This window comes from Okeanomitos corallinicola TIOX110 (assembly GCF_038050375.1).
In the GTDB taxonomy this organism is placed as follows: Bacteria; Cyanobacteriota; Cyanobacteriia; order Cyanobacteriales; family Nostocaceae; genus Okeanomitos; species Okeanomitos corallinicola.
The window spans coordinates 2,141,282-2,161,775 of sequence record NZ_CP150886.1 but is presented as its reverse complement, the minus strand read 5'-3'; the positions used below and the strand labels follow the sequence as shown (position 1 = coordinate 2,161,775).

At 37.5% G+C, this 20,494-nt stretch carries 7 protein-coding genes; 5 read left to right on the top strand and 2 right to left on the bottom strand.

Going from position 1 to position 20,494, the window contains the following annotated elements:
* The first annotated feature begins 467 nt into the window (after nucleotides 1-467).
* The 4 genes from WJM97_RS09415 to miaE all read left to right on the top strand — a co-directional run bounded on the left by WJM97_RS09415 (nucleotide 468) and on the right by miaE (nucleotide 4,002).
* A complete protein-coding gene (locus tag WJM97_RS09415; RefSeq protein ID WP_353933136.1) occupies nucleotides 468-1,715 on the top strand; it encodes a bifunctional sterol desaturase/short chain dehydrogenase in 1,248 nt (415 codons plus the stop codon).
* Nucleotides 1,716-1,839: 124 nt separating this feature from the next.
* On the top strand, nucleotides 1,840-2,613 hold the full coding sequence (locus WJM97_RS09410; RefSeq protein ID WP_353932778.1) for an SDR family oxidoreductase: 774 nt from the start codon (nucleotides 1,840-1,842) through the stop codon (nucleotides 2,611-2,613).
* A 32-nt stretch (nucleotides 2,614-2,645) separates the two neighbouring features.
* Entirely contained in the window at nucleotides 2,646-3,362 is a 717-nt protein-coding gene (locus WJM97_RS09405; protein WP_353932777.1) for an SDR family oxidoreductase, read from the top strand.
* Nucleotides 3,363-3,402: 40 nt separating this feature from the next.
* Nucleotides 3,403-4,002, top strand: coding sequence for a tRNA isopentenyl-2-thiomethyl-A-37 hydroxylase MiaE (gene miaE / locus WJM97_RS09400; protein WP_353932776.1), 600 nt, complete (start codon nucleotides 3,403-3,405; stop codon nucleotides 4,000-4,002).
* Nucleotides 4,003-4,263: 261 nt separating this feature from the next.
* On the opposite strand, the gene WJM97_RS09395 is transcribed toward miaE, so the two are convergent.
* Nucleotides 4,264-5,055 carry an RNA polymerase sigma factor SigF gene (locus tag WJM97_RS09395; protein WP_353932775.1) on the bottom strand — a complete coding sequence of 264 codons (792 nt, stop codon included), beginning with the start codon at nucleotides 5,053-5,055 and terminating at the stop codon, nucleotides 4,264-4,266.
* A gap of 323 nt (nucleotides 5,056-5,378) precedes the next feature.
* Here WJM97_RS09395 and purB point away from each other — a divergent pair, with 323 nt between their 5' ends.
* Nucleotides 5,379-6,674: an adenylosuccinate lyase gene (gene purB / locus WJM97_RS09390; protein ID WP_353932774.1), complete on the top strand. Its 1,296-nt coding sequence runs from the start codon at nucleotides 5,379-5,381 to the stop codon at nucleotides 6,672-6,674.
* A gap of 68 nt (nucleotides 6,675-6,742) precedes the next feature.
* Here purB and WJM97_RS09385 read toward each other — a convergent pair whose 3' ends face one another.
* The gene (locus WJM97_RS09385) at nucleotides 6,743-20,380 is read right to left on the bottom strand and encodes a Calx-beta domain-containing protein (protein WP_353932773.1); all 13,638 of its coding nucleotides are present in this window, start codon (nucleotides 20,378-20,380) and stop codon (nucleotides 6,743-6,745) included.
* Between the last annotated feature and the right edge of the window lie 114 nt (nucleotides 20,381-20,494).

Here is a 20,494-nt window from a genome sequence, read left to right as displayed (position 1 = left end):
TTTAATGATGGTTGGTTACGCACAAGCGGCTGTTGAGGAACATCTATATTTTGGGTGATGAATTTTTGTCGTTGGATTGTGCAGGTAGTTTTACGACCAGAACAATAGAAATCTCTGTATCTCTTGTCTGTCACCTGTCACCTGTCACCTGTCACCTGTCACCTTCCCTAAATATGAAATTTATTTTGCACGACTACTGATCTCAAAATCTAAGGTGGTCGGTGGTAGTAGTATCTGCCGTCGTGCGTTTTGGCAGTGGGTATTTACCAAGGTAGAAATTAAAAGAAATCGTTCAACCATTTTACTTCAAGAACTTGGGGAATGGATGGACAATCAAAAGTCGTCAGTTTTTCCAGTTGCACTCATCAGGATGAGAGTGGCAGTAAAGGCTGTCAAGTTGCTTTTTCCCATGCTGTTAAAAAGGTTAGACTGAATAATTAAGAGTGAATGGTGTTAGTAAAAAAATGATGATCTTGGCTCAAAGTTTCACAATTGATGGGATTTTAGTAAATAACTGCTTACAGTTTACAGTCTGGAGTATTTTATCCCTATTACTGGCAGAAATAATCAGGGATAGTTACCATGCTTTGTGTCATCAAGTCACTTGGCTGGCAAAATGGCATAATAAACATCATGCAGCTTATCGTCGGGATTTATCTTTAGTATCTCAGCAAGCTTATATAGATTCTCAATTGTACCATGATATAGTTGAGTCAATTATCCTGCTAGTTCTATTAATTATCGTTGCCTTAGTGGGAAAACAATGGGGTTTATGGTTAGGTGTTGCCTATTCTGGAACATTTTTATATGGTGCATCTTTGCGATATTTCCAAGGTACAATAGACACAGATTATAATCATTTACCTGGACCTTTAGAAGCTATTCCTTCTGTGTGGTTAGTAAATAGAACCTATCATTGGCGACACCATTTTGATGATGTCAATGCTTATTATAGTGGTGTATTTCCTCTTGTGGATAAAATATTAGGAACTGGACTTTCTTTAAAAGGTAAAACTATTGCTTTAACTGGTGCTTCTGGTGCTTTAGGTAAAGCATTAACCAGCGAATTAATTAACAAGTATAACGCCAAAGTAATCGCTTTAACAACTAACCCTGATAAAATAGATGAACAAACAGGATTAAAAGTAATTAATTGGCAATTGGGAAATGAAGAACAGCTAAAAGAGAACTTACAAAAAGTTGATATTTTGATTATCAATCATGGGATAAATGTTTATGGCGATCGCACATCAACAGCTATTCAAAACTCCTACGAAGTTAACACTTTTTCTGCTTTACGATTAATAGATATTTTCTCAGCAACCGTCACAGGGCCTCAAGCAAAAGCAACTAAAGAAATTTGGGTTAATACTTCAGAAGCTGAAGTTTCACCGGCTTTAAGTCCTCTTTATGAATTGAGTAAACGAACATTAGGTGATATCGTGACTCTCAAACGTTTAGATGGTAATTGTGTCATTAGAAAATTGATTTTAGGTCCTTTTAAAAGTCAACTAAATCCCTACGGTGTCATGTCAGCTAAACAAGTGGCTAAGGGAATTTTATTTTTAGCGCAGAGGGATTTTAGAAATATCATTGTTACAGTTAATCCCCTAACTTATTTACTATTTCCCATTAAGGAATTTAGTACATGGTTATATTATCGTTTTTTTAGTCAAGGGGTTAATAGTAATCTGAACGCAGATAAACGCAGATAAACGCAGATTTCAGTTGGTGTGTTTCCCCCTCATAATGGGGGATAAAAATTAAAGTTTACATTTCTAATGTCACCTTTCAAGATAGAATATCAGAGATAGTTACAACATACAGATTATATTAACAATGGTTGCAATTAACACCCAAACTATATTAATAACTGGTGCAAGTAGTGGAATTGGTGCTGCTTGTGCTAATACTTTTGCTCGTGAAAATCCCAGATTAATTTTAGCAGCACGAAGGTTAGAAAAGTTAGAACAAAAAGCCTGGGAATTAAATAAATTGCATGGTGCAGAAGTTCATTTACTGCAATTAGATGTATGCGATCGCCTGGCTGTAGAATCTGCTATTAATAGTTTACCAGAAGAATGGTCAGAAATTGATATTCTTGTTAATAATGCTGGTTTAAGTCGCGGTTTAGATAAACTCTATGAAGGTGATTTTCAAGATTGGGAAGAAATGATTGATACCAATATCAAAGGTTTATTATATCTGACTCGTTATATTGTTCCTGGTATGGTTAAACGTGGTCATGGACATATCATTAATATTGGTTCTATTGCTGGACATCAAACTTACCCTGGTGGTAATGTTTATTGTGCTACAAAAGCCGCAGTTAAAGCTATTTCTGAAGGTTTAAAACAAGATTTATTAGGTACTCCTATCCGGGTGACATCTGTTGATCCTGGAATGGTAGAAACAGAATTTAGTGAAGTCCGTTTTCATGGAGACACAGAAAAAGCTAAAAAAGTTTATCAAGGACTACAACCTTTAACCGCTGATGATGTGGCAGATGTTGTATTTTTCTGTGCAACTAGACCCAATCACGTTAATATTAATGAAGTGATATTAATGCCTGTTGATCAAGCCAGTGCAACTTTAGTAAATCGTCAGTTATAAACAACAAAATCATTATTTAGGAGTAAATGACCATGAATAGCGCCAAAAAAATAGCCGTCGTTACTGGTGCAAATCATGGTTTAGGATTTGAAACCTCTCGACAATTGGCAAAACAAGGATATCACGTAATTATTGCCAGTAGAGATGAAGAAAAAGGTCAAAAAGCAGCACAAACATTACAAAATGAAGGATTAAGTATTATATTTTATCCTTTAAATGTTACCAATGATGAAAGTTGTCAAAAATTAGCAGCGTTTATTGAAAATGAATTTGGCAAATTAGCTGTTTTAATTAATAATGCAGATATCATGATAGATGATAGGGATGGAGGTAATAGTATTTTCGATGTGCAAATAGAAACATTAAAAGAAACAATGGAAACTAATGTTTATGGTGTTCTGCGAGTTACTAAAGCCTTAGTTCCCTTGATGAAAAAACGAAAATATGGACGTATTGTGAATATTTCTTCTGGGATGGGACAGTTAATTCATATGGAAATTGGTCATCCTGGATATCGTATTTCTAAAACTGCGTTAAATGCTGTGACTAGAATTTTGTCCAACGAATTACAAATCAATAATATTTTAGTTAATTCCGTTTGTCCTGGATGGGTTAAAACTGATATAGGAGTTTCTCCAGCACCTCACATTATGGAAAAAGGAGTTGATACTATCATTTGGTTAGCAACTCTCCCTGATGGTAGTGCTACAGGTAACTTTTTTAGAGATCATCAACCCATAGCTTGGTAGCTATTACCAATTACCAATTACCAATTACCAATTACCAACCGTGCTAAGTTCACCTTTACCAACAATTAATGCCTTAAAAAAACCTACCAGTGATGCTTGGGTAGAACAGGCGATCGCTAATTTAGATATTATCTTACTTGACCATTCCCACTGTGAAAAAAAAGCCGCAGGAGTAGCATTAAACTTTATGTTTCGTTATCCTTCCAATACAAAAATGGTGAGAGAATTAACAGCGATCGCACGGGAAGAACTAGAACATCTTGACCTCGTTAACCAATGGTTAGAAAAGCGCAATATTCCCCTTAAACCCCTACCACCACCACCCTATGGAGCGGGTTTAAAAGCACAAGTCAGAAAAAAAGAACCAGAACAATTTTTAGATAACTTATTAATTACTGGTTTAATAGAAGCACGCAGCCATGAACGTTTAGGACTATTAGCCGCCAACTGTCCCGAACCAGAATTAGCTAAATTTTATCGTGGTTTAATGGCATCAGAAGCTCGTCATTTTGGCATATATTGGGTGTTAGCAGATACCTATTTTGATAGAGAAGTTGTTATGAACAGACTTGATGAATTAGCAATAGTAGAAAGTGAAATTTTAGCAACTTTGCACCCTGAACCACGAATTCATAGTTAGGTTTTTGGTAAAAATACAGCAGTTTCCGGTGTCATGAGGTACACTATTAGCGGGCAAGATGCCCACCCCACAAGAGTTTTATAAGAAGATAGGCTGAAAACCCTTGAGGTTAAGTTTTGGAGCTTGGCGGAAAAACTTATCGGTACTTCAGGCAAGGGATAAAAGCCAGTTGAGGCGTAAACGCCTCAGTAACTTTGTGATATTTTCTACCCCATTACACTGAAACTGTTCCCTATTACCTCTCCTAACAGATAACTTTCCCTAAGCACTCATCACCTCTGACTCTGTTTGTGGACATAAACAAGAAATTAACTCTTGAATACCTTTATGTAAATATCGAGTAACTGTCATTGGACTCGCACCGATTTTTTTAGCTGCATCCTTGCGAGTAAAATCATTCACCAATATCAACTCAACAGCCATACGGGGTTTTTCATCTAACATATTCATAGCCCCTTGTAGCTGTAATATTTCTTCCTCTTGTTGTTGCAACACAGTAGAACGAGGACAAGGGATAATATCAGCCAGAGTTAATTGATAGTCAACATAGTTAGCTGGAGTTGCATCTAAACTTATAGGGGTTCGATTTTGAATAGCTAATTTACATTCTTGCCATTTGTGTAGAGGAATATTCAGATGAGCCGCTATTTCCGTATCTTTGACAGGACGACCTAAAGATAATGTTAATTCTTTACGAATATTTTGTCCTTGATTGTAAAGTTCTTGGCAACGTCGGGGTATTTTTAATAAAGTAGAGCGATCGCGCAAAAAATGCAGTATTTCACCACGAATATAAGGTACAGCAAAAGAACTAAAAGCATATCCATGCTGGGGATTAAACCGCTCAATTGCTCTAATTAGACCAAAATAACCTACTTGTTCTAAATCTTCGTAGGGTTCACCACATTGATGATTAAATTTATAAGCTATCTTCCGCACCAACCCTTGATGTATTTTCACCAGTTGGTTACGTAGTTTAATAGAAGGATTGTGATAGTACAACTGTAATAGCTCCATAGCATCACACTGCACAGAGGACTCACTTTTTGTCATAATGAATTCCTTGCTAGTAATCCCTTTCAAGAATAGAGTTAGTATAATTTCTTTCAAACTGTAATTATTTTCCTCAGTCAGTACCAAATAAGCTATAGTTGTTTCACGGATTTTAAATTAAGTTTTAATGTCTACTGACGTGAAAATACTTATACTTTATGAAAGTTTTAAATACTATAGCGGGAAATTGAGGAGTCAGTTATCAGTTGACGAAGGGAATAGACGGGGAGAGGGGGAGAGTAGATTTTTACCAATGCCCAATAACTAATGACTAATGACTAACGACTACTGTAAAATATGACGGTTGTATTATATGCCCGAATGTGATTGAGCGTTATACTTTGCCCGAAATGGGCAATCTGTGGAATGAAAACTATAAACTACAAACCTGGCTGCAAGTAGAAATAGCGGTTTGTGAAGCCCAGGCAGAGTTGGGTTACATTCCATCTGAAGCGGTGGCGGAAATTAAAGCCAAGGCAAATTTTGATCCCCAGCGGGTGCTAGAAATCGAGGCGGAAGTTCGCCATGATATGATTGCTTTCTTGACAAATGTCAATGAATATGTAGGTGATGCGGGGCGTTATATTCACCTGGGCTTAACCAGTTCAGACGTTTTAGATACAGCGTTGGCATTGCAATTAGTTGCTAGTTTGGATATCTTGTGGCAACGGTTAGAAGATTTAATTCAGGCAATTCGCAACAAAGCCAGAGAACACCGTTATACAGTGATGATCGGGCGATCGCACGGTATTCACGCTGAACCCATCACCTTTGGGTTTAAATTAGCTGGTTGGTTAGCGGAAGTATTAAGACACCAAGAACGGCTGCAAACTCTGCGGAAAACTATCGCCGTTGGTAAAATATCCGGTGCTGTGGGAACTTATGCCAACATTGAACCCCGTGTAGAAGCGATCGCCTGTGCAAAATTAGGACTCAAACCTGATACCGCTTCCACTCAAGTTATTTCCCGTGATATTCATGCCGACTTTGTACAACAACTAGGCTTAGTGGCAGCATCCATAGAACGCTTTGCAGTAGAAATTCGTAACCTGCAAAAAACCGACGTGTTGGAAGTAGAAGAATACTTTTCCAAAGGTCAAAAAGGCTCTAGTGCCATGCCCCACAAACGCAACCCCATTAGATCCGAAAGACTCACAGGCATGGCCAGACTTGTCAGAAGTCACGCTGGTGCAGCCTTAGAAAACGTAGCTTTATGGCATGAACGAGATATTTCTCACAGTTCTGTGGAACGGGTAATTCTCCCAGATGCTTGCATTTTAACCCATTTTATGCTGCATGAAATCACTGAATTGGTGACAAACTTGCTGGTTTACCCCCAGAACATGGAAAGAAATCTCAACTGTTACGGTGGAGTAGTGTTCAGTCAAAGAGTCATGTTGACTTTAGTAGACAAAGGACTAAACCGCGAAGAAGCCTATGCCATAGTTCAACAAAATGCCCACACAGCCTGGAATCAACCATCAGGTAACTTCCGTGACTTGATCAACAAAGATCCCCGTGTCACTCAACAGTTATCAGCAACAGAAATAGAAGCCTGTTTTGATCCAAAACATCATCTAAAACACTTAGATCAGGTTTATCAGAGATTGGGAATTTAAGGTTCGCTGAAATAGAGTCGGTTAAAACCGACTTTAGCTTTTAGACAGGGAATTTATTCCCTGGTTGTCTAAAAAACTATATTGCTGGAACTCAAGTTATTAGCATCAAAATTGTTGAGAATGGCTAAGGTAGTAAAATCTGCATTGCTACCCAAACCATCAGCATCAATTTGAATCAGAGTCCTTGAACCAGATTGTATACCTCTGACATAACCATCAGCAATGGGATCTGCACCTGTATAGTTCAAAGTAGAGAATATAGATTGTAATGCGAGGACATCATCTGTGCTATTGAAGTCGGTGATAGTATCTACTCCCTCACTGAGACTGTTAAATACAAATCTGTCCTTACCAGTTCCTCCAGTTAAGCGATCATTACCAGCACCACCATCTAAATTATCATTCCCTGCATTTCCTCTCAGGTTGTCATTTTCACCACCACCAAACAGGTTATTATTACCACTGTTTCCAACAATTCTGTTTCTTAACTCATTTCCAGTTCCATCTATAGCTTCACCATCTCTGAGAATGAGATTTTCTAAATTATTCCCCAGAGTCCAATTGGTTGTGGAAAAGACACTATCAATTCCCTGATCTACTGCTTCGATAATTTGGTCATTTTCACTATCAACAGAGTAGCGATCATTTCCTTCTCCTCCATTCATAGTGTCATCACCAGTACCTCCATTTAACCAATCATTACCAGTACCACCATCTAAATTATCATTCCCTGCATTTCCTCTCAGGTTGTCATTTTCACCACCACCAAACAGGTTATTATTACCACTGTTACCAACAATTCTGTTTCTTAACTCATTTCCAGTTCCATCTATAGCTTCACCATCTCTGAGAATGAGATTTTCTAAATTATTTCCTAAATTCCAACTGATTTCAGAAAAGACTGTATCAATTCCCTGATCTGCTGCTTCGATAATTTGGTCATTTTCACTATCAACAGAGTAGCGATCATTTCCTTCTCCTCCATTCATAGTGTCATCACCAGTACCACCATTCAAGTAATTATTCGCACCATTACCAGTGATCAAGTTATTGAGTGCATTTCCTTTCCCTGAGATATTTTCAGTACCAGTTAAAATTAGATTTTCTAAGTTTTCTCTGAGAGTGTAGCTAACAGAGGAATTAACAGTATCAGTTCCTTCATCTAAGTTTTCAATGATGCGATCGCCTCTATCATCAACAATGTAGGTATCATCACCGTCTCCTCCTATCATTGTATCTCTACCAGCAGCACCATCTAGGGTATCATTTCCTGGTGAACCATACAGGGTATCGTTTTCTGGTGTACCAGTAATAATACCGCTAATTTGTTGGTTGCCAAAGTCAACTCCGGTGCGGACTTCACCTGCATTCAGGTTAATGGTGTGAACTTGGTTAATGGTGTTGTTAGATGTGTTGGTTTCGCCATTGTTATTGTTGTTACCTAAATCTACTGGATTGGGGTTAGTAGTTGAACCACTGAGGTTGAGGATACCTTCTGCTAGTTTCAGTAGGTCTATGCGGGGGTAATTTGCCCCTGTGTTAGTAACATTATCATTTTCGTTATCACCATCGTTGATAATGATACTGTCTGTATACAGGAGATTACGGAACTCATTAACTGAGATTTTGCGGTCTAGTTGTTCCTCTGCTATTTGCTGTGCTAATGTTGCTACACCTGTCATGTATGCAGTGGCTTGGCTAGTTCCTCCCATTGTGGTAGTACCAGCGTAAGCATTAGCACCTGTAATCAGGATACCAGGGGCAAAGATATCTAAGAGGTTAGAACCCCGTTGGGAGAAACTGGCAATTTGGTCGGCAGTGGTGGTATAATCTATTGCCCCACCGACAAAGTTTTTCTGACCACCAAAGTTATCTGACCACACCGCACCAACGGCGATCACATTGGGATCTATGGCTGGGTAAGCGAGTCCGGGGTTGCTGCCATATTGGTAAAAACTGTTACCTGCGGCGGCGTTGATGATGATATTCTGGGAGGCGATCGCCGCTAATTCATCACCAATACCATAATGGGAAGTAGCTGTAGTCCAGTTTTGACTATCACCGATGGAAAGGTTGACAGATGCGATATTATATGCACTACTATTAGCGGCGACCCATTGTAAAGCTGCTTCTAAGTCTGCAAAACTACCAGCACCGTTATCTTTAAATACTTTCAGAGCAATAATATTAGATTCAGGTGCAATACTATTAAAGATGCTGGCAATGTGAGAACCGTGATTATTTTTATCACTAGCATCAGCATCCTGATCAGCAGAATCATATTGATAAACAATTTTATCAGCAATGCCATTATTATCAGCATCAGCCCCAAAAATAGGATGATCTAAGTCAATTCCTGTGTCAATAATAACGCTGGTGAAACCATCACCTTTAATATTAGCAAATCTGCTATCTGCCCAGAAATCATCGAGATTAATTAAAGAAGTTGCAGTGCTATCTCCCTGATTTGAAATTGTCGTACTAGGACTTTCTAAAGGTGGGGTAATTTCTTCAGGTGCTTCATCATCAATAATAGTAACAGTAGCTACTCCTTGATTACCAATTACTGCGCCATTTGTGGGATCAGTTAGTTGAATTGTAAAGGATTCTGTTCCCTCAACTTTACTATCATTGCGAATATTAATAGCATTAGAATTAGCTAACAAAGCATTTTCTACAGAAATGAGTTTACTGGTTTCATTTTCTGCAAATGTAATTGTTAAGGGAATATTTTTGAAATCGTTATTTACAGAACTTGCAGCACATCCACAACCTTTAGCAGTACCATCACTAAAAGTTAAAGTTGCACTCACCGCACTGTTAGTATTTCCTGTACGAGTTACCCAAATTTCTGTGACTGCTGTACCATCTTCATTGACTATATAATTAGCTGCATTAAAGTTGATTTCCACTTCCCCATTATTTGCAGGAGAAATAATATCTAAAGTGGGTGTAAACAGGGGAATTACTGCACCAGTGGTAGTAATATTAAGATTCGGGAAAGTTTGTTGCCATCCTGTTTGTTCTACTTCAGCAACGGTGTAAACTCCTGGACGTAAATTAGTAAAGCTATAATTACCATCTGCATCCGTAATGGTGGAAATTTCCTCGTTATCTAATTCACCATTATTATTTTGATCTAGATAAATAGTCCAATCTGGTAAACCATTTTCTCCTGCATCTTTTACTCCATCACCATTAATATCATGCCACTTCATCCCATAAATTTCGGCATCATCATCACTAATATTAACGGTAATATCTGGCAAGGTCAGATTATTATAATCGCTATCATTGCTGGTAATAGCATGGCTAATTAAATTACTTTCATCACCTTCTGGTAAGGTATCATTGACTGCGGAAATAGTAACAGTTTGGACTTGATTCCAATTATTTACATCAAAGGTAAAGGTAGTATTATTTGCGGTAATTTCATCACCCAAATTGAGGGTAATAGTCACAGAATCAGTCGGTTGAGTATTCAGGACTAAATTATAACTATCACTATTTCCACCTTCTGTAACATTGGTACTTCCTCCTGTTTGGGTAATAGTCACACCAGGGGTTGCTGGTTCGGCAATATTAAATGTGGCTATTTCTGCTGCATTGCCGCTATTTCCGGCGTTATCTTCAATGGTAGTAGCATCAACTTGTAAACTGTAAGTTCCAGGAGTATTGGTGAGTGTTTCTAAACCATTAATTCGATAGGTTTGACCTGATAAATATGTAATGGTAACAGCATCAGAAATTGCTATATTTTCACCATCGCGGGTAAGAGTTACATCATTGAAATCAAAGGTATTGAGATTAATTTGTTCAGAGAATTGAACATCAATATAACTAACAGGATTTAATGTTGGAGTTTGGGGAACATTGAGAAATTCCAGAATCACAGGTTGAGTTACATCGGCAAACAGACTTAAAGAGGAATTAGTTATATTTCCTGCTGCATCTTCTACCCGAATTTCTAATTTTCTTGCACCCGGTGAAGAAAGTTCTACACTACTACTAAATTGAGTATCTGTAACAGTAGCTTGAGTTAAAAGTTCATTGGTAGTTTGATCGTAAATAAAGACTTTTAACCCTGTTTCACCCAATTCTCCACTAATAGTAGGAGTGAGAGTATTAATGCGAATTTGCCCTGAATTGGTGAGAATTTGTAAAGATGCTGTTTCCAATTCTGTACTATTAACAGATATTCCACCAACAACAATATTACTAGGTGCTGTGGGTGCTAGGGTATCCATTACCCAAGTTTCTGACTGTGTACCTGTTCCTGCATTACCAGCTAAGTCTTGAATACCACTACCATTAACGGTGAGGTTGTAATTGCCATCAGTTAAAGTTAAGTCTGATAACCCATTAATGCGGTAAGTTGTGTCATCTATTGCAGAAATAGTAACAGTATTATTGATTAAATTTGTACTACCATTTCTAGTGAGTATTACATCTTCCCAAGTAAAGGTACTCAGATCAATTTTTTCTGAGAATTGAACAGTGAGAGAGGGAACAGATTGATTACGAGGATCAATAAACAAATCAATAATATCATTAACAATAGGTGCAGTAGTATCAGCATTTCCGGTGGCTGATTTTACCCAAGTTTCTGTTAATGAACCTAACCCAATTTGTCCTGATGTATCTTCTATTCCACTAGCATTAACGGTGAGGGTATATTCACCATTATTATTAGTGAGAGAATTTAATCCTGTAATTTGATAACTGCTAGGAGATAAGGAAAGAATAGAAACACTAGAGTTAATTAAATTACTACCACCATTTAAAGTCAAACTTAAATCATTGTAATCAAAAGTATTGGCTTTTATTGCTTCAGAAAATTCAACTGTAATGGCGTTAACTGCTGTAGAAATAGGATCTGGACTGACATCAATAATATCAGTGACAGTGGGACCACCAGGGACATAAGTTACGGTGTAGGTTGTATTTCCAGCATTGGTATAGTCAAAGAAATGGAGGATATTTTCATAGATAGGACGACCAGTACCGGGGAAAGTTCTATCAGTTGTCCAAATATTATCTAAACTAATTTCTGTCCCATCTGCACGTTGAATTTTAACAATATCAAATTGACTATCACTGGGTTCATCTAACCGGAAATATGTCCAACCATCTTCTACAGTAGCAGCAATTTCTACAGTTAAATCATTCAGGGTTGCAGGTGCATCAATAGTGGCATTTTTGACAGCATTTATTGGTGCTGTTCCACCACTACTAAAGTAGATAATATCGGGAGTAAATTGGGCATCAAAAGTACCATTCACCAGAAAATCAGGGAGGTTATCAGGGTTAGAATGGTTAACTTGGACTTTGTGAATGAGTTCGTGAATTGTAACTTCTTTAATTAGAGAAAGTTCTTCTTTACCCAAACTATTAATATGTTCAAAGGTAGCTTGATAATCAACAAATTTACCCTGTAAAGAAGACTTGAGTAACCAATCAGCAACGCCAGTTTCTCCAGCTTCAATATCTCCGAAATCTGCTGTTAAAGAGGGACTTACACCTGTACCATTGACTTCTGAACCGATGATTTGGAAATCAACTAATAAACCTTTTTCATTATCAATGATTTTTGGTTGACCAGAGGTAATTCTTAGATTTTTGGCTGCACCTTTACCTTCATTTCTAACTAAAACTGCTAAGGAATAAGGTACAGAAGGTTCGATAATATCATTGGTAAAGGGGTCATCAGCAAATACATCTCTTTGATGGAAGTAGTCTAAATATAGTTCTGCTTGGGGATAAACGGTAATAGGTGCGGAAAGTAAAGGAACGGTGATAGTTGTACCGTTTTCTAGGTATGAAAGCGAACCACCAATGCTGTATTGAGTAGGAATTTCTGGTGCAGCTAAATTAGTAGGAATAAATGTCCATTGGGCGCTACCTATTCCTTCATCTTCGCTAGTATTGGGATTATCACCTGTTAATATTCCTGTACCATCAACAGCGGTGATATTTCTAAGAATCGGATCTGTAATACCGAATAAATCGTTAACGATATTGCCATTTTCGTCTTTAATTTGTAGGGTGACAGAGAGGTTTTCTAAGTTAGTAGAATTGCCGTTTTCGATTTCTAATGAACCTAAGAAAGCAGCACGAGTCATGACTAATTCTTGATCAATTTTGATTCTGACAGTGGCGCAAATTCCACCACTTCCTTCTAATGCTTGTTGATATTCATTGTTTAGAGCTTGTAAACCTTCAAAAATATCGTTATATCCTTCTGCTTGGGTATCAATTATCCCTTGTTCCCAAGAATTTAATGCGGTAGAAAGTTGATCAATATCAATAAAGTCAATGCTTTCACCTTGAGGGACTTGAGATTGATTGTAAATACCGTTTTCAAAATTGTTAACTGTTTGATTCCAGCGATTAATTAATTTGAGAACTGCGGAGCCAGAAATAGATGATGGGAAAGGTATATTTAATAATTCATCTTGTTCAGCATTAGTAATGAGAACCTCTTGAGCAGTGCTACCGTTCATTTTATCAAAGAAAGCTGTCAACCAATTATCAGCAGCAGCTTGTTCTTCAGGGGCAAAATTCAGCCAGACTTCATCTCCAAAAAAGGCGAGGTAGGTATCATAAATAGATTGGATTCTTTCTTGATATTGGGCAATATTAGCTAACCCTTGATTAAGAGAAGAGGTAAAAGCTAATCCTTTTAAATCACTAGCTGAAATAGACTCACTCCCAAACTGACGGGCGTCAAAAAATGGTTCTAAGGCTAGAAGGATAGAAACTAAATTCACACCACCTTGTAACTTTCCTTTAATCTTAAATTTAATCTCAGTTATTGCAACACCAATATTTAAAAAATCTGCATAACCAGCTTTACCATCGTTAAATTTGACTGCACTAATAAAAAGAGAAAAGGCTCCAAAAGCTGCTCCCACAGGTCCAGGAATCATACTTGCTAAAGTAAGAGCTAAATTAATAGTAGCTTGTCTATTGTTTTCCACGGAAGGATCGCAATTAGAATCTTGTAAGTTAACTTCAATGGGAACGATACGACTGTCACCAGCACCACCACGACCACCACCACCACCACCACCACCACCACCACCTCCTCCTCCTCCTCCAAAACCAAAAACAGCACCAAGACCACCACCACGAATACCGGAAGTGACACAGTTACCTTCAACATTTAAGATTGGTAGAGGAATAGCTCTTGAAATTTGTTCGCCAGCACACTCATAGGAATAATCTAGACCCGCAGAAATACTACAAGGTACGGAAGGAGTTGATTGAACAGAGAGTTCATTACCAGAACTACTCAGGGTGTCAAAGTCTGCAATGCGAGTGATACGCACCGGCACTGTAATTGAACTTTTCGCAGCTAAAATATCAATGTTATCAATCAGTGGCTCGACTTCATAAAAAGGATGGTTGCCAAAATAGAGATTAATATCATTAGCAGCTATCAAACCATGATTTGTGGCAATAACGTCTATTTGCATTACCTGACCCACAACTTGTAACTGTTCTAGGTCAATGAATGCAGGTTCAATAACAATAGTGGGAATGGGAACGTCTGTTTCAAAAACGCTTTCTATACTAATTGTATATCGGTCTTCTATTTCTGTCGGTGTGACTGTCCATGTGTATTTAACAGTTTGTCTGGATAAAAATGCCTGGATATTTTCTGTTTCCCCTGCATCAATATAGATATTTTGTTCATAACTATCATGACTATCGGCACTGATTCGCAGTTTATAATATCCTTCGGCTAAATCTGTTTTTGATAAAATTCCATCTGCATCGGTTTCCGAAAAGATCACACTTCCTGTAAACGGATCTAATAAAGTAATAGTGGCATTTGCTAAGGTAGGTGAGTCTTCTGTAAAGAAGAATAATTCATCAACTACATTAATATTCAGATTACCTTTAGCCTCGGAAACTGCACGAAAATCAAAGGGCAATCTTAAAGATGCTTCATCCCCAGAAATAACTAAATTGCCATTATAAACAGTTAATTCTTGTGTTTCTGAGGCTTGCAATAATAAAGTTACAGTAGTTGAATCACCAGTATTTAAAGATGGTAAAGTTACAGGGGAAGCTAATTTTAACCAAGATGCTTCTGGTAGTGTAATATCTAATTCCCCTGATGCTATTTCTCCTTCGTTAGTTACAGTAAATTCAACTAAAGTTTGATCACCCCGTAACATAGTTGCTTGCAGTCTATTTGTATCTGCAACTAATTTAGGTAATAATGGATTGACATCTACTTTAATTGGTAAATTAGCAGTAACACCTTCATTTGTACTTAACCCGAAAGCGAAGTTGTAATATTGAAAATTATCATTGGGAACGTTAATACTATAATTAACAGTAATTTCTTCATTACCTGCTAAATTGGTTTTTTCTGGAGTAACATTAACTGTCCAATCACTAGGCGCACCATTGACAGTAGCTGTTAATCCTGATAATTCTATATCACCGAGGTTTTGTAATTGTACTGAACCATTAAAATTTATTCCTTCGGTGATGCGTTGGGATACTTGAGAGAGGAATTGATCATTTTCTTCAAACCGCATTCCTAACAAGGTAAATTGATCTTCTGCTGCACTATCTTCACCAGCAAAACCAGGGAAATAAGCATTAATATTATAAGTTCCTGCTTCTCCTGCTAGGGGATTAAATTGTCTGACAAAATTACCATTTTCATCGGTAAATGCGTTAAATTCTCGAATATAACCTTTATTTTCTACTCTAACTGTGACAAATTCGTAAGCTACAGGAGAATTATCACTATTACTTAATGCTTGTCCCCTTAATGTAACAGGATTTCCCATTACGCCTGTTTCTGTGTCGGTGTAAACTGTCGCATTATAAGCAGGAATAATGGTGAATGGGGTGATTGTAATATTATTATTTTCACCAATACTTAACCCTTCATCAATAGTATTTCCTGCATCAGTGACACCTATTAAATAATATTCTCCTGGAGTACGGGGTGCAGAATAAAGAACTGTACGATCATAAGCTGTTCCTGTTAATAAATTTGCAGGATTTTCAAGACTACCTAAAGCAAATTCTCCTAATAAAGTATCATCAGCATCTAGTTGATCATCTGTTGATAAATAAATTCGATCTTGCCAATTTCCTGAAGCTGCAATAATGCCATTATTAGCAACAGTATAGGTAAATTGTGATTGTTTTCCTGTGTAGGTGTTCTGCACACCTTGTAAATTTGTAATTGTTAAATCTGGGATATTAATATTTGTGACTTCTAAACTATCACTACCACTATTTAACCCAGTTGCAGAAGCAGTAATAGTGACGTTTTGACTACCATCATTAATTCCATCACTGACTCCAGAAATTGTAAAATTAGCTGAAGTTTGTCCTGCTGCAATTGTTACGGTATTGGGAACAGTTGCTTCTGATGTATCGCTAGAATTAAGAGTGACAACTAAATCACTATTTGTATTAGTATTGCGGGTAATAGTTGCGGTTGCTGTTCCTGTTTCTGCAATTACATCCTTATCTATTGTTAATTGTAAACTGGGACTTTCGTTATCAACAACATTCAAATTAACAGTCGCATTTCCTGTATTGGTCGCTAAATTTGTATTAGTGTAGGTGGGTTTAGCGGTAATAACAACAGCTTGCGTACCATCCAAAATTGTATCATCAATGCCTTGAATTTCAAAAGTCGCTGATGCTTGATTACCAGCAATTGTCACAGTACCGGGAACGGTTGCTTCAGTGGTGTCACTGCTAGAAAGTTGAACTACTAAGGGGATATCTGTAACGAAATTGCGGGTGACAGTGGCGATCGCTTTTCCACCATTTTCGTTAATATTATTAATATCAACTGTTAAGGTTAAAGTAACTGCATCATTATCAATCACAGAAATGCTATCTGAACCACTCACAAACCCCGCAGCAGTAGCAATAATACTGTAATTTTTTGGCAGTTCAATTAAGCTGTCATTAATGGCAGTAATATTAAAGTTCACAGAATTTTCACCTGTGGGAATGGTAACTGTAGCAGGTACAGTAATTTGGGTAATATCGCTATTAATTAAGGTGACAGTCAGAGGTTCTGTAGTTGCAGTGTTGCGGGTAACTGTTCCTTGAATGGTATTACCTTCGGTAAATTGTTCCGCAGTAATATTCACAGTTAACTCAGGTTTGAAATCATTATCAATAATATTGACAACTGCGTTATTTTGTGTACCGATAGTTGCTCCACCTGTAGCATTAGAAATACTTAAATTGATGGTTTCATTGCTTTCTAAAACACTGTCATCAATGATGGGAATATTAACGGTTTTACTAATTTCTCCATTAGCAAAGTTAACCGTAATCGGATTATTATAATAGTCGCTTCCTGCAATTGCTGAACCATTCGTTAAATTCACTCTCACACTCACAGCACCATCACTTCCCTCAGTGCGAGTTAAGGTGACAGCAGCAACGGGAGTACCATTTTCATTAACTGAATATTCTGTGTTACTAAATTGAATTGTTCCCGGTACTGCATCATTATCAACAATATTCAGAATTGCAGTTTGCAGTGTTCCTAAAGTTGCACCACCAGTAGGATTTGATAAAGTTAAATTTACAGTTTCTGTGGGTTCGTAAACAGTGTCATTGATGATAGAAATAGTAACGGTTTTGCTGGTTTCTCCGTTATCAAAACTAACAGTAATTGGGGTATTTGTATAATCACTTCCTGCATTTGCTGTTCCATCTGTGGGGGTTAATGTTACACTCACAGTACCATCACTTCCTCCAGTGCGGAAGAGAGTAATATTCGCTGTACCGTTTTCGTTAACTGTGTAGCTACTACTATTTAAACTAATTGTTCCGGGTTTGATAACATCATCATTGATGATAGTTAATGTCGCTGTGGTTTGTGTTCCTAAATTTGCACCACCAGTTGGGTTAGACAAACTTAAATTAACAGTTTCATCAGGTTCAAATTGTGTGTCATCAACGATTGGAATATTTACGGTTTTACTGGTTTCTCCATTAGCAAAGTTAACAGTAATTGGAGTATTTGTATAATCACTTCCCGCAATTGCTGTCCCATCTGTGGGGGTTAATGTCACACTCACAACACCATCACTTCCCCCTGTACGAGTTAAGGTGACAGCAGCAACGGGAGTACCATTTTCATTAACTGAATATTCTGTGTTACTAAATTGAATTGTTCCCGGTACTGCATCATTATCAACAATATTCAGAATTGCAGTTTGCTGTGTTCCTAAAGTTGCCCCATCTGTGGGATTTGATAAAGTTAAATTTACAGTTTCTGTGGGTTCGTAAACAGTGTCATTTATGATAGGAATAGTAACGGTTTTGCTGGTTTCTACGTTATCAAAACTAACAGTAATTGGGGTATTTGTATAATCACTTCCTGCATTTGCTGTCCCATCTGTGGGGGTTAATGTCACACTCACAGTACCATCACTTCCCCCAGTGCGGAAGAGAGTAATATTCGCTGTACCGTTTTCGTTAACTGTGTAGCTACTACTATTTAAACTAATTGTTCCGGGTTTGATAACATCATCATTGATGATAGTTAATGTCGCTGTGGTTTGTGTTCCTAAATTTGCACCACCAGTTGGGTTAGACAAACTTAAATTAACAGTTTCATCAGGTTCAAATTGTGTGTCATCAACGATTGGAATATTTACGGTTTTACTGGTTTCTCCATTAGCAAAGTTAACGGTAATTGGGTTGTTTGTATAATCACTTCCAGCAATTGCTGAACCATTCGTTAAATTCACTCTCACACTAACAGCACCATCACTTCCCTCAGTGCGAGTTAAGGTGACAGCAGCAACGGGAGTACCATTTTCATTAACTGAATATTCTGTGTTACTAAATTGAATTGTTCCCGGTACTGCATCATTATCAACAATATTGAGAATTGCAGTTTGCTGTGTTCCTAAAATTGCCCCATCTGTGGGATTTGATAAAGTTAAATTTACAGTTTCTGTGGGTTCGTAAACAGTGTCATTGATGATAGGAATAGTAACGGTTTTGCTGGTTTCTCCGTTAGCAAAACTAACAGTAATTGGATTGTTTGTATAATCAATTCCTGCATTTGCTGTTCCATCTGTGGGGGTTAATGTTACACTCACAGTACCATCACTTCCCCCAGTGCGAGTTAAAGTAACAGCATTGATAACTGTACCATTTTCATTTATTGAATAAGCAGAATTACTAAATTGAATTGTTCCTGGTACTGCATCATTATCAACAATATTGAGAACTGCTGTAGTTTGTGTTCCTAAAGTTGCCCCACCTGTAGGATTTGATAAAGTTAAATTGATGGTTTCTGTGTTTTCGTAAACGCTGTCGTTAATGATAGGAATAGTAACAGTTTTACTTGTTTCCTGATTGGCAAAATTAACGACAATATCCTGATTATTGTAATCACTTCCTACATTTGCTGTTCCATCTGTGGGGGTTAATGTTACACTCACAGCACCATCACTTCCCCCTGTACGAATGATAGTAACAGCAACAACAGGTGTACCATTTTCATTAACAGTATAGTTCGCGCTACTAAAAGATAATATTCCCACTACTGGAGTATCATCATCAATAATAGTCAGAGTGGCAGTATTTTGTTCTCCTAAATTAAACCCATTACTGGGGTTACTTAAAGCCAGATTGATGGTTTCGCTGCTTTCAAAATCTGTATCATTAACTATGGAAATAGTGACAGTTTTGCTATTTTCTCCATCATTAAAGATGACAGAAATAGGAGCGTTATTGTAATCTGCTGGAGATTGTGCAGTACCATTAGTTAAAATTAAATTAACGCTAACTTGGCCAACCAGACTACCAGTACGAATAACTGTCACCTCTGCGGTTTCACTTTCATTAGCGGTGTAGGTTGCACTGCCAAAAGCAAAGGCATTAACTGGGGTAATATATTCAAAGGCATTAGTAGTTAGATTTAAACCCGTGACATTTTGGAATATAGCAATAAGTTCATCAGGTTCACTTCCAGCTTTGTCAATGAAGAGATTAGTATTAGAACCAGAAGTTTGGAGAAGATAATTAGTTGCTGCACCCTGTAATTGAACCTTATCTTCACTGGGGTTAAAATCGGTAATTAAGGCATAATCACTGTTACCATTAGTGGTGATATTGAGATCATCATAATAAATGTTACCACTGTCGCCTAAGATAATGCGATCGCTTCCTGCACCACCAAGTAAAGTGTCTTTTTCACCAATACCAGGGTTAATGCTATTGGGGTTAACACCACTGAGGGTATCATTACCTTGTTGTCCGCTGATGATGTCATTACCTTGTTGTCCGTTGATGATGTCATTACCTTCTCCTCCAAGCAGGGTATCATTACCTCCATCTCCACTGAGGTTATCATTTCCCCCAACACCCAGTAAACGATCATCTCCTAAACCACCGGATAAGGTTTCATCTGCATTTGTGCCAACAATCGTATCATTGCCATTTGTACCTATTAAAGATTTCTCTACTAAGGTTGGGATATCCCAGATAGTTCCATCATCAAATCTGACTTGTTGGATGGGATTAATGCTACTGTTGGTATCGTAGTTATAAAAGAAACCTATCACCTTGACGCTATCTGTAGTTCCCGCAATGCTTAATTGCAATGCTTGATAGCCATAATAATTATCATATACCTGAGAAACTATGACTTCTGAAGGGAGAACACCTGGTTTAAATTGCAAGGTATTGAGTTTTCCGGCTGTGCTATCACTGTAGGGGTTGATGATGGTATCTTGTCCATCTCCTTTCCCAAATAGGTAAATGTTATTTCCTATTATACCATCTAGGGTATCATT

Coding starts and splice junctions, on each gene's coding strand:
- WJM97_RS09415 (WP_353933136.1), top strand. CDS start 468: ATGATCTTGGCTCAAAGTTTCACAATTGATGGGATTTTAGTAAATAAC.
- WJM97_RS09410 (WP_353932778.1), top strand. CDS start 1,840: ATGGTTGCAATTAACACCCAAACTATATTAATAACTGGTGCAAGTAGT.
- WJM97_RS09405 (WP_353932777.1), top strand. CDS start 2,646: ATGAATAGCGCCAAAAAAATAGCCGTCGTTACTGGTGCAAATCATGGT.
- WJM97_RS09395 (WP_353932775.1), bottom strand. CDS start 5,055: ATGACAAAAAGTGAGTCCTCTGTGCAGTGTGATGCTATGGAGCTATTA.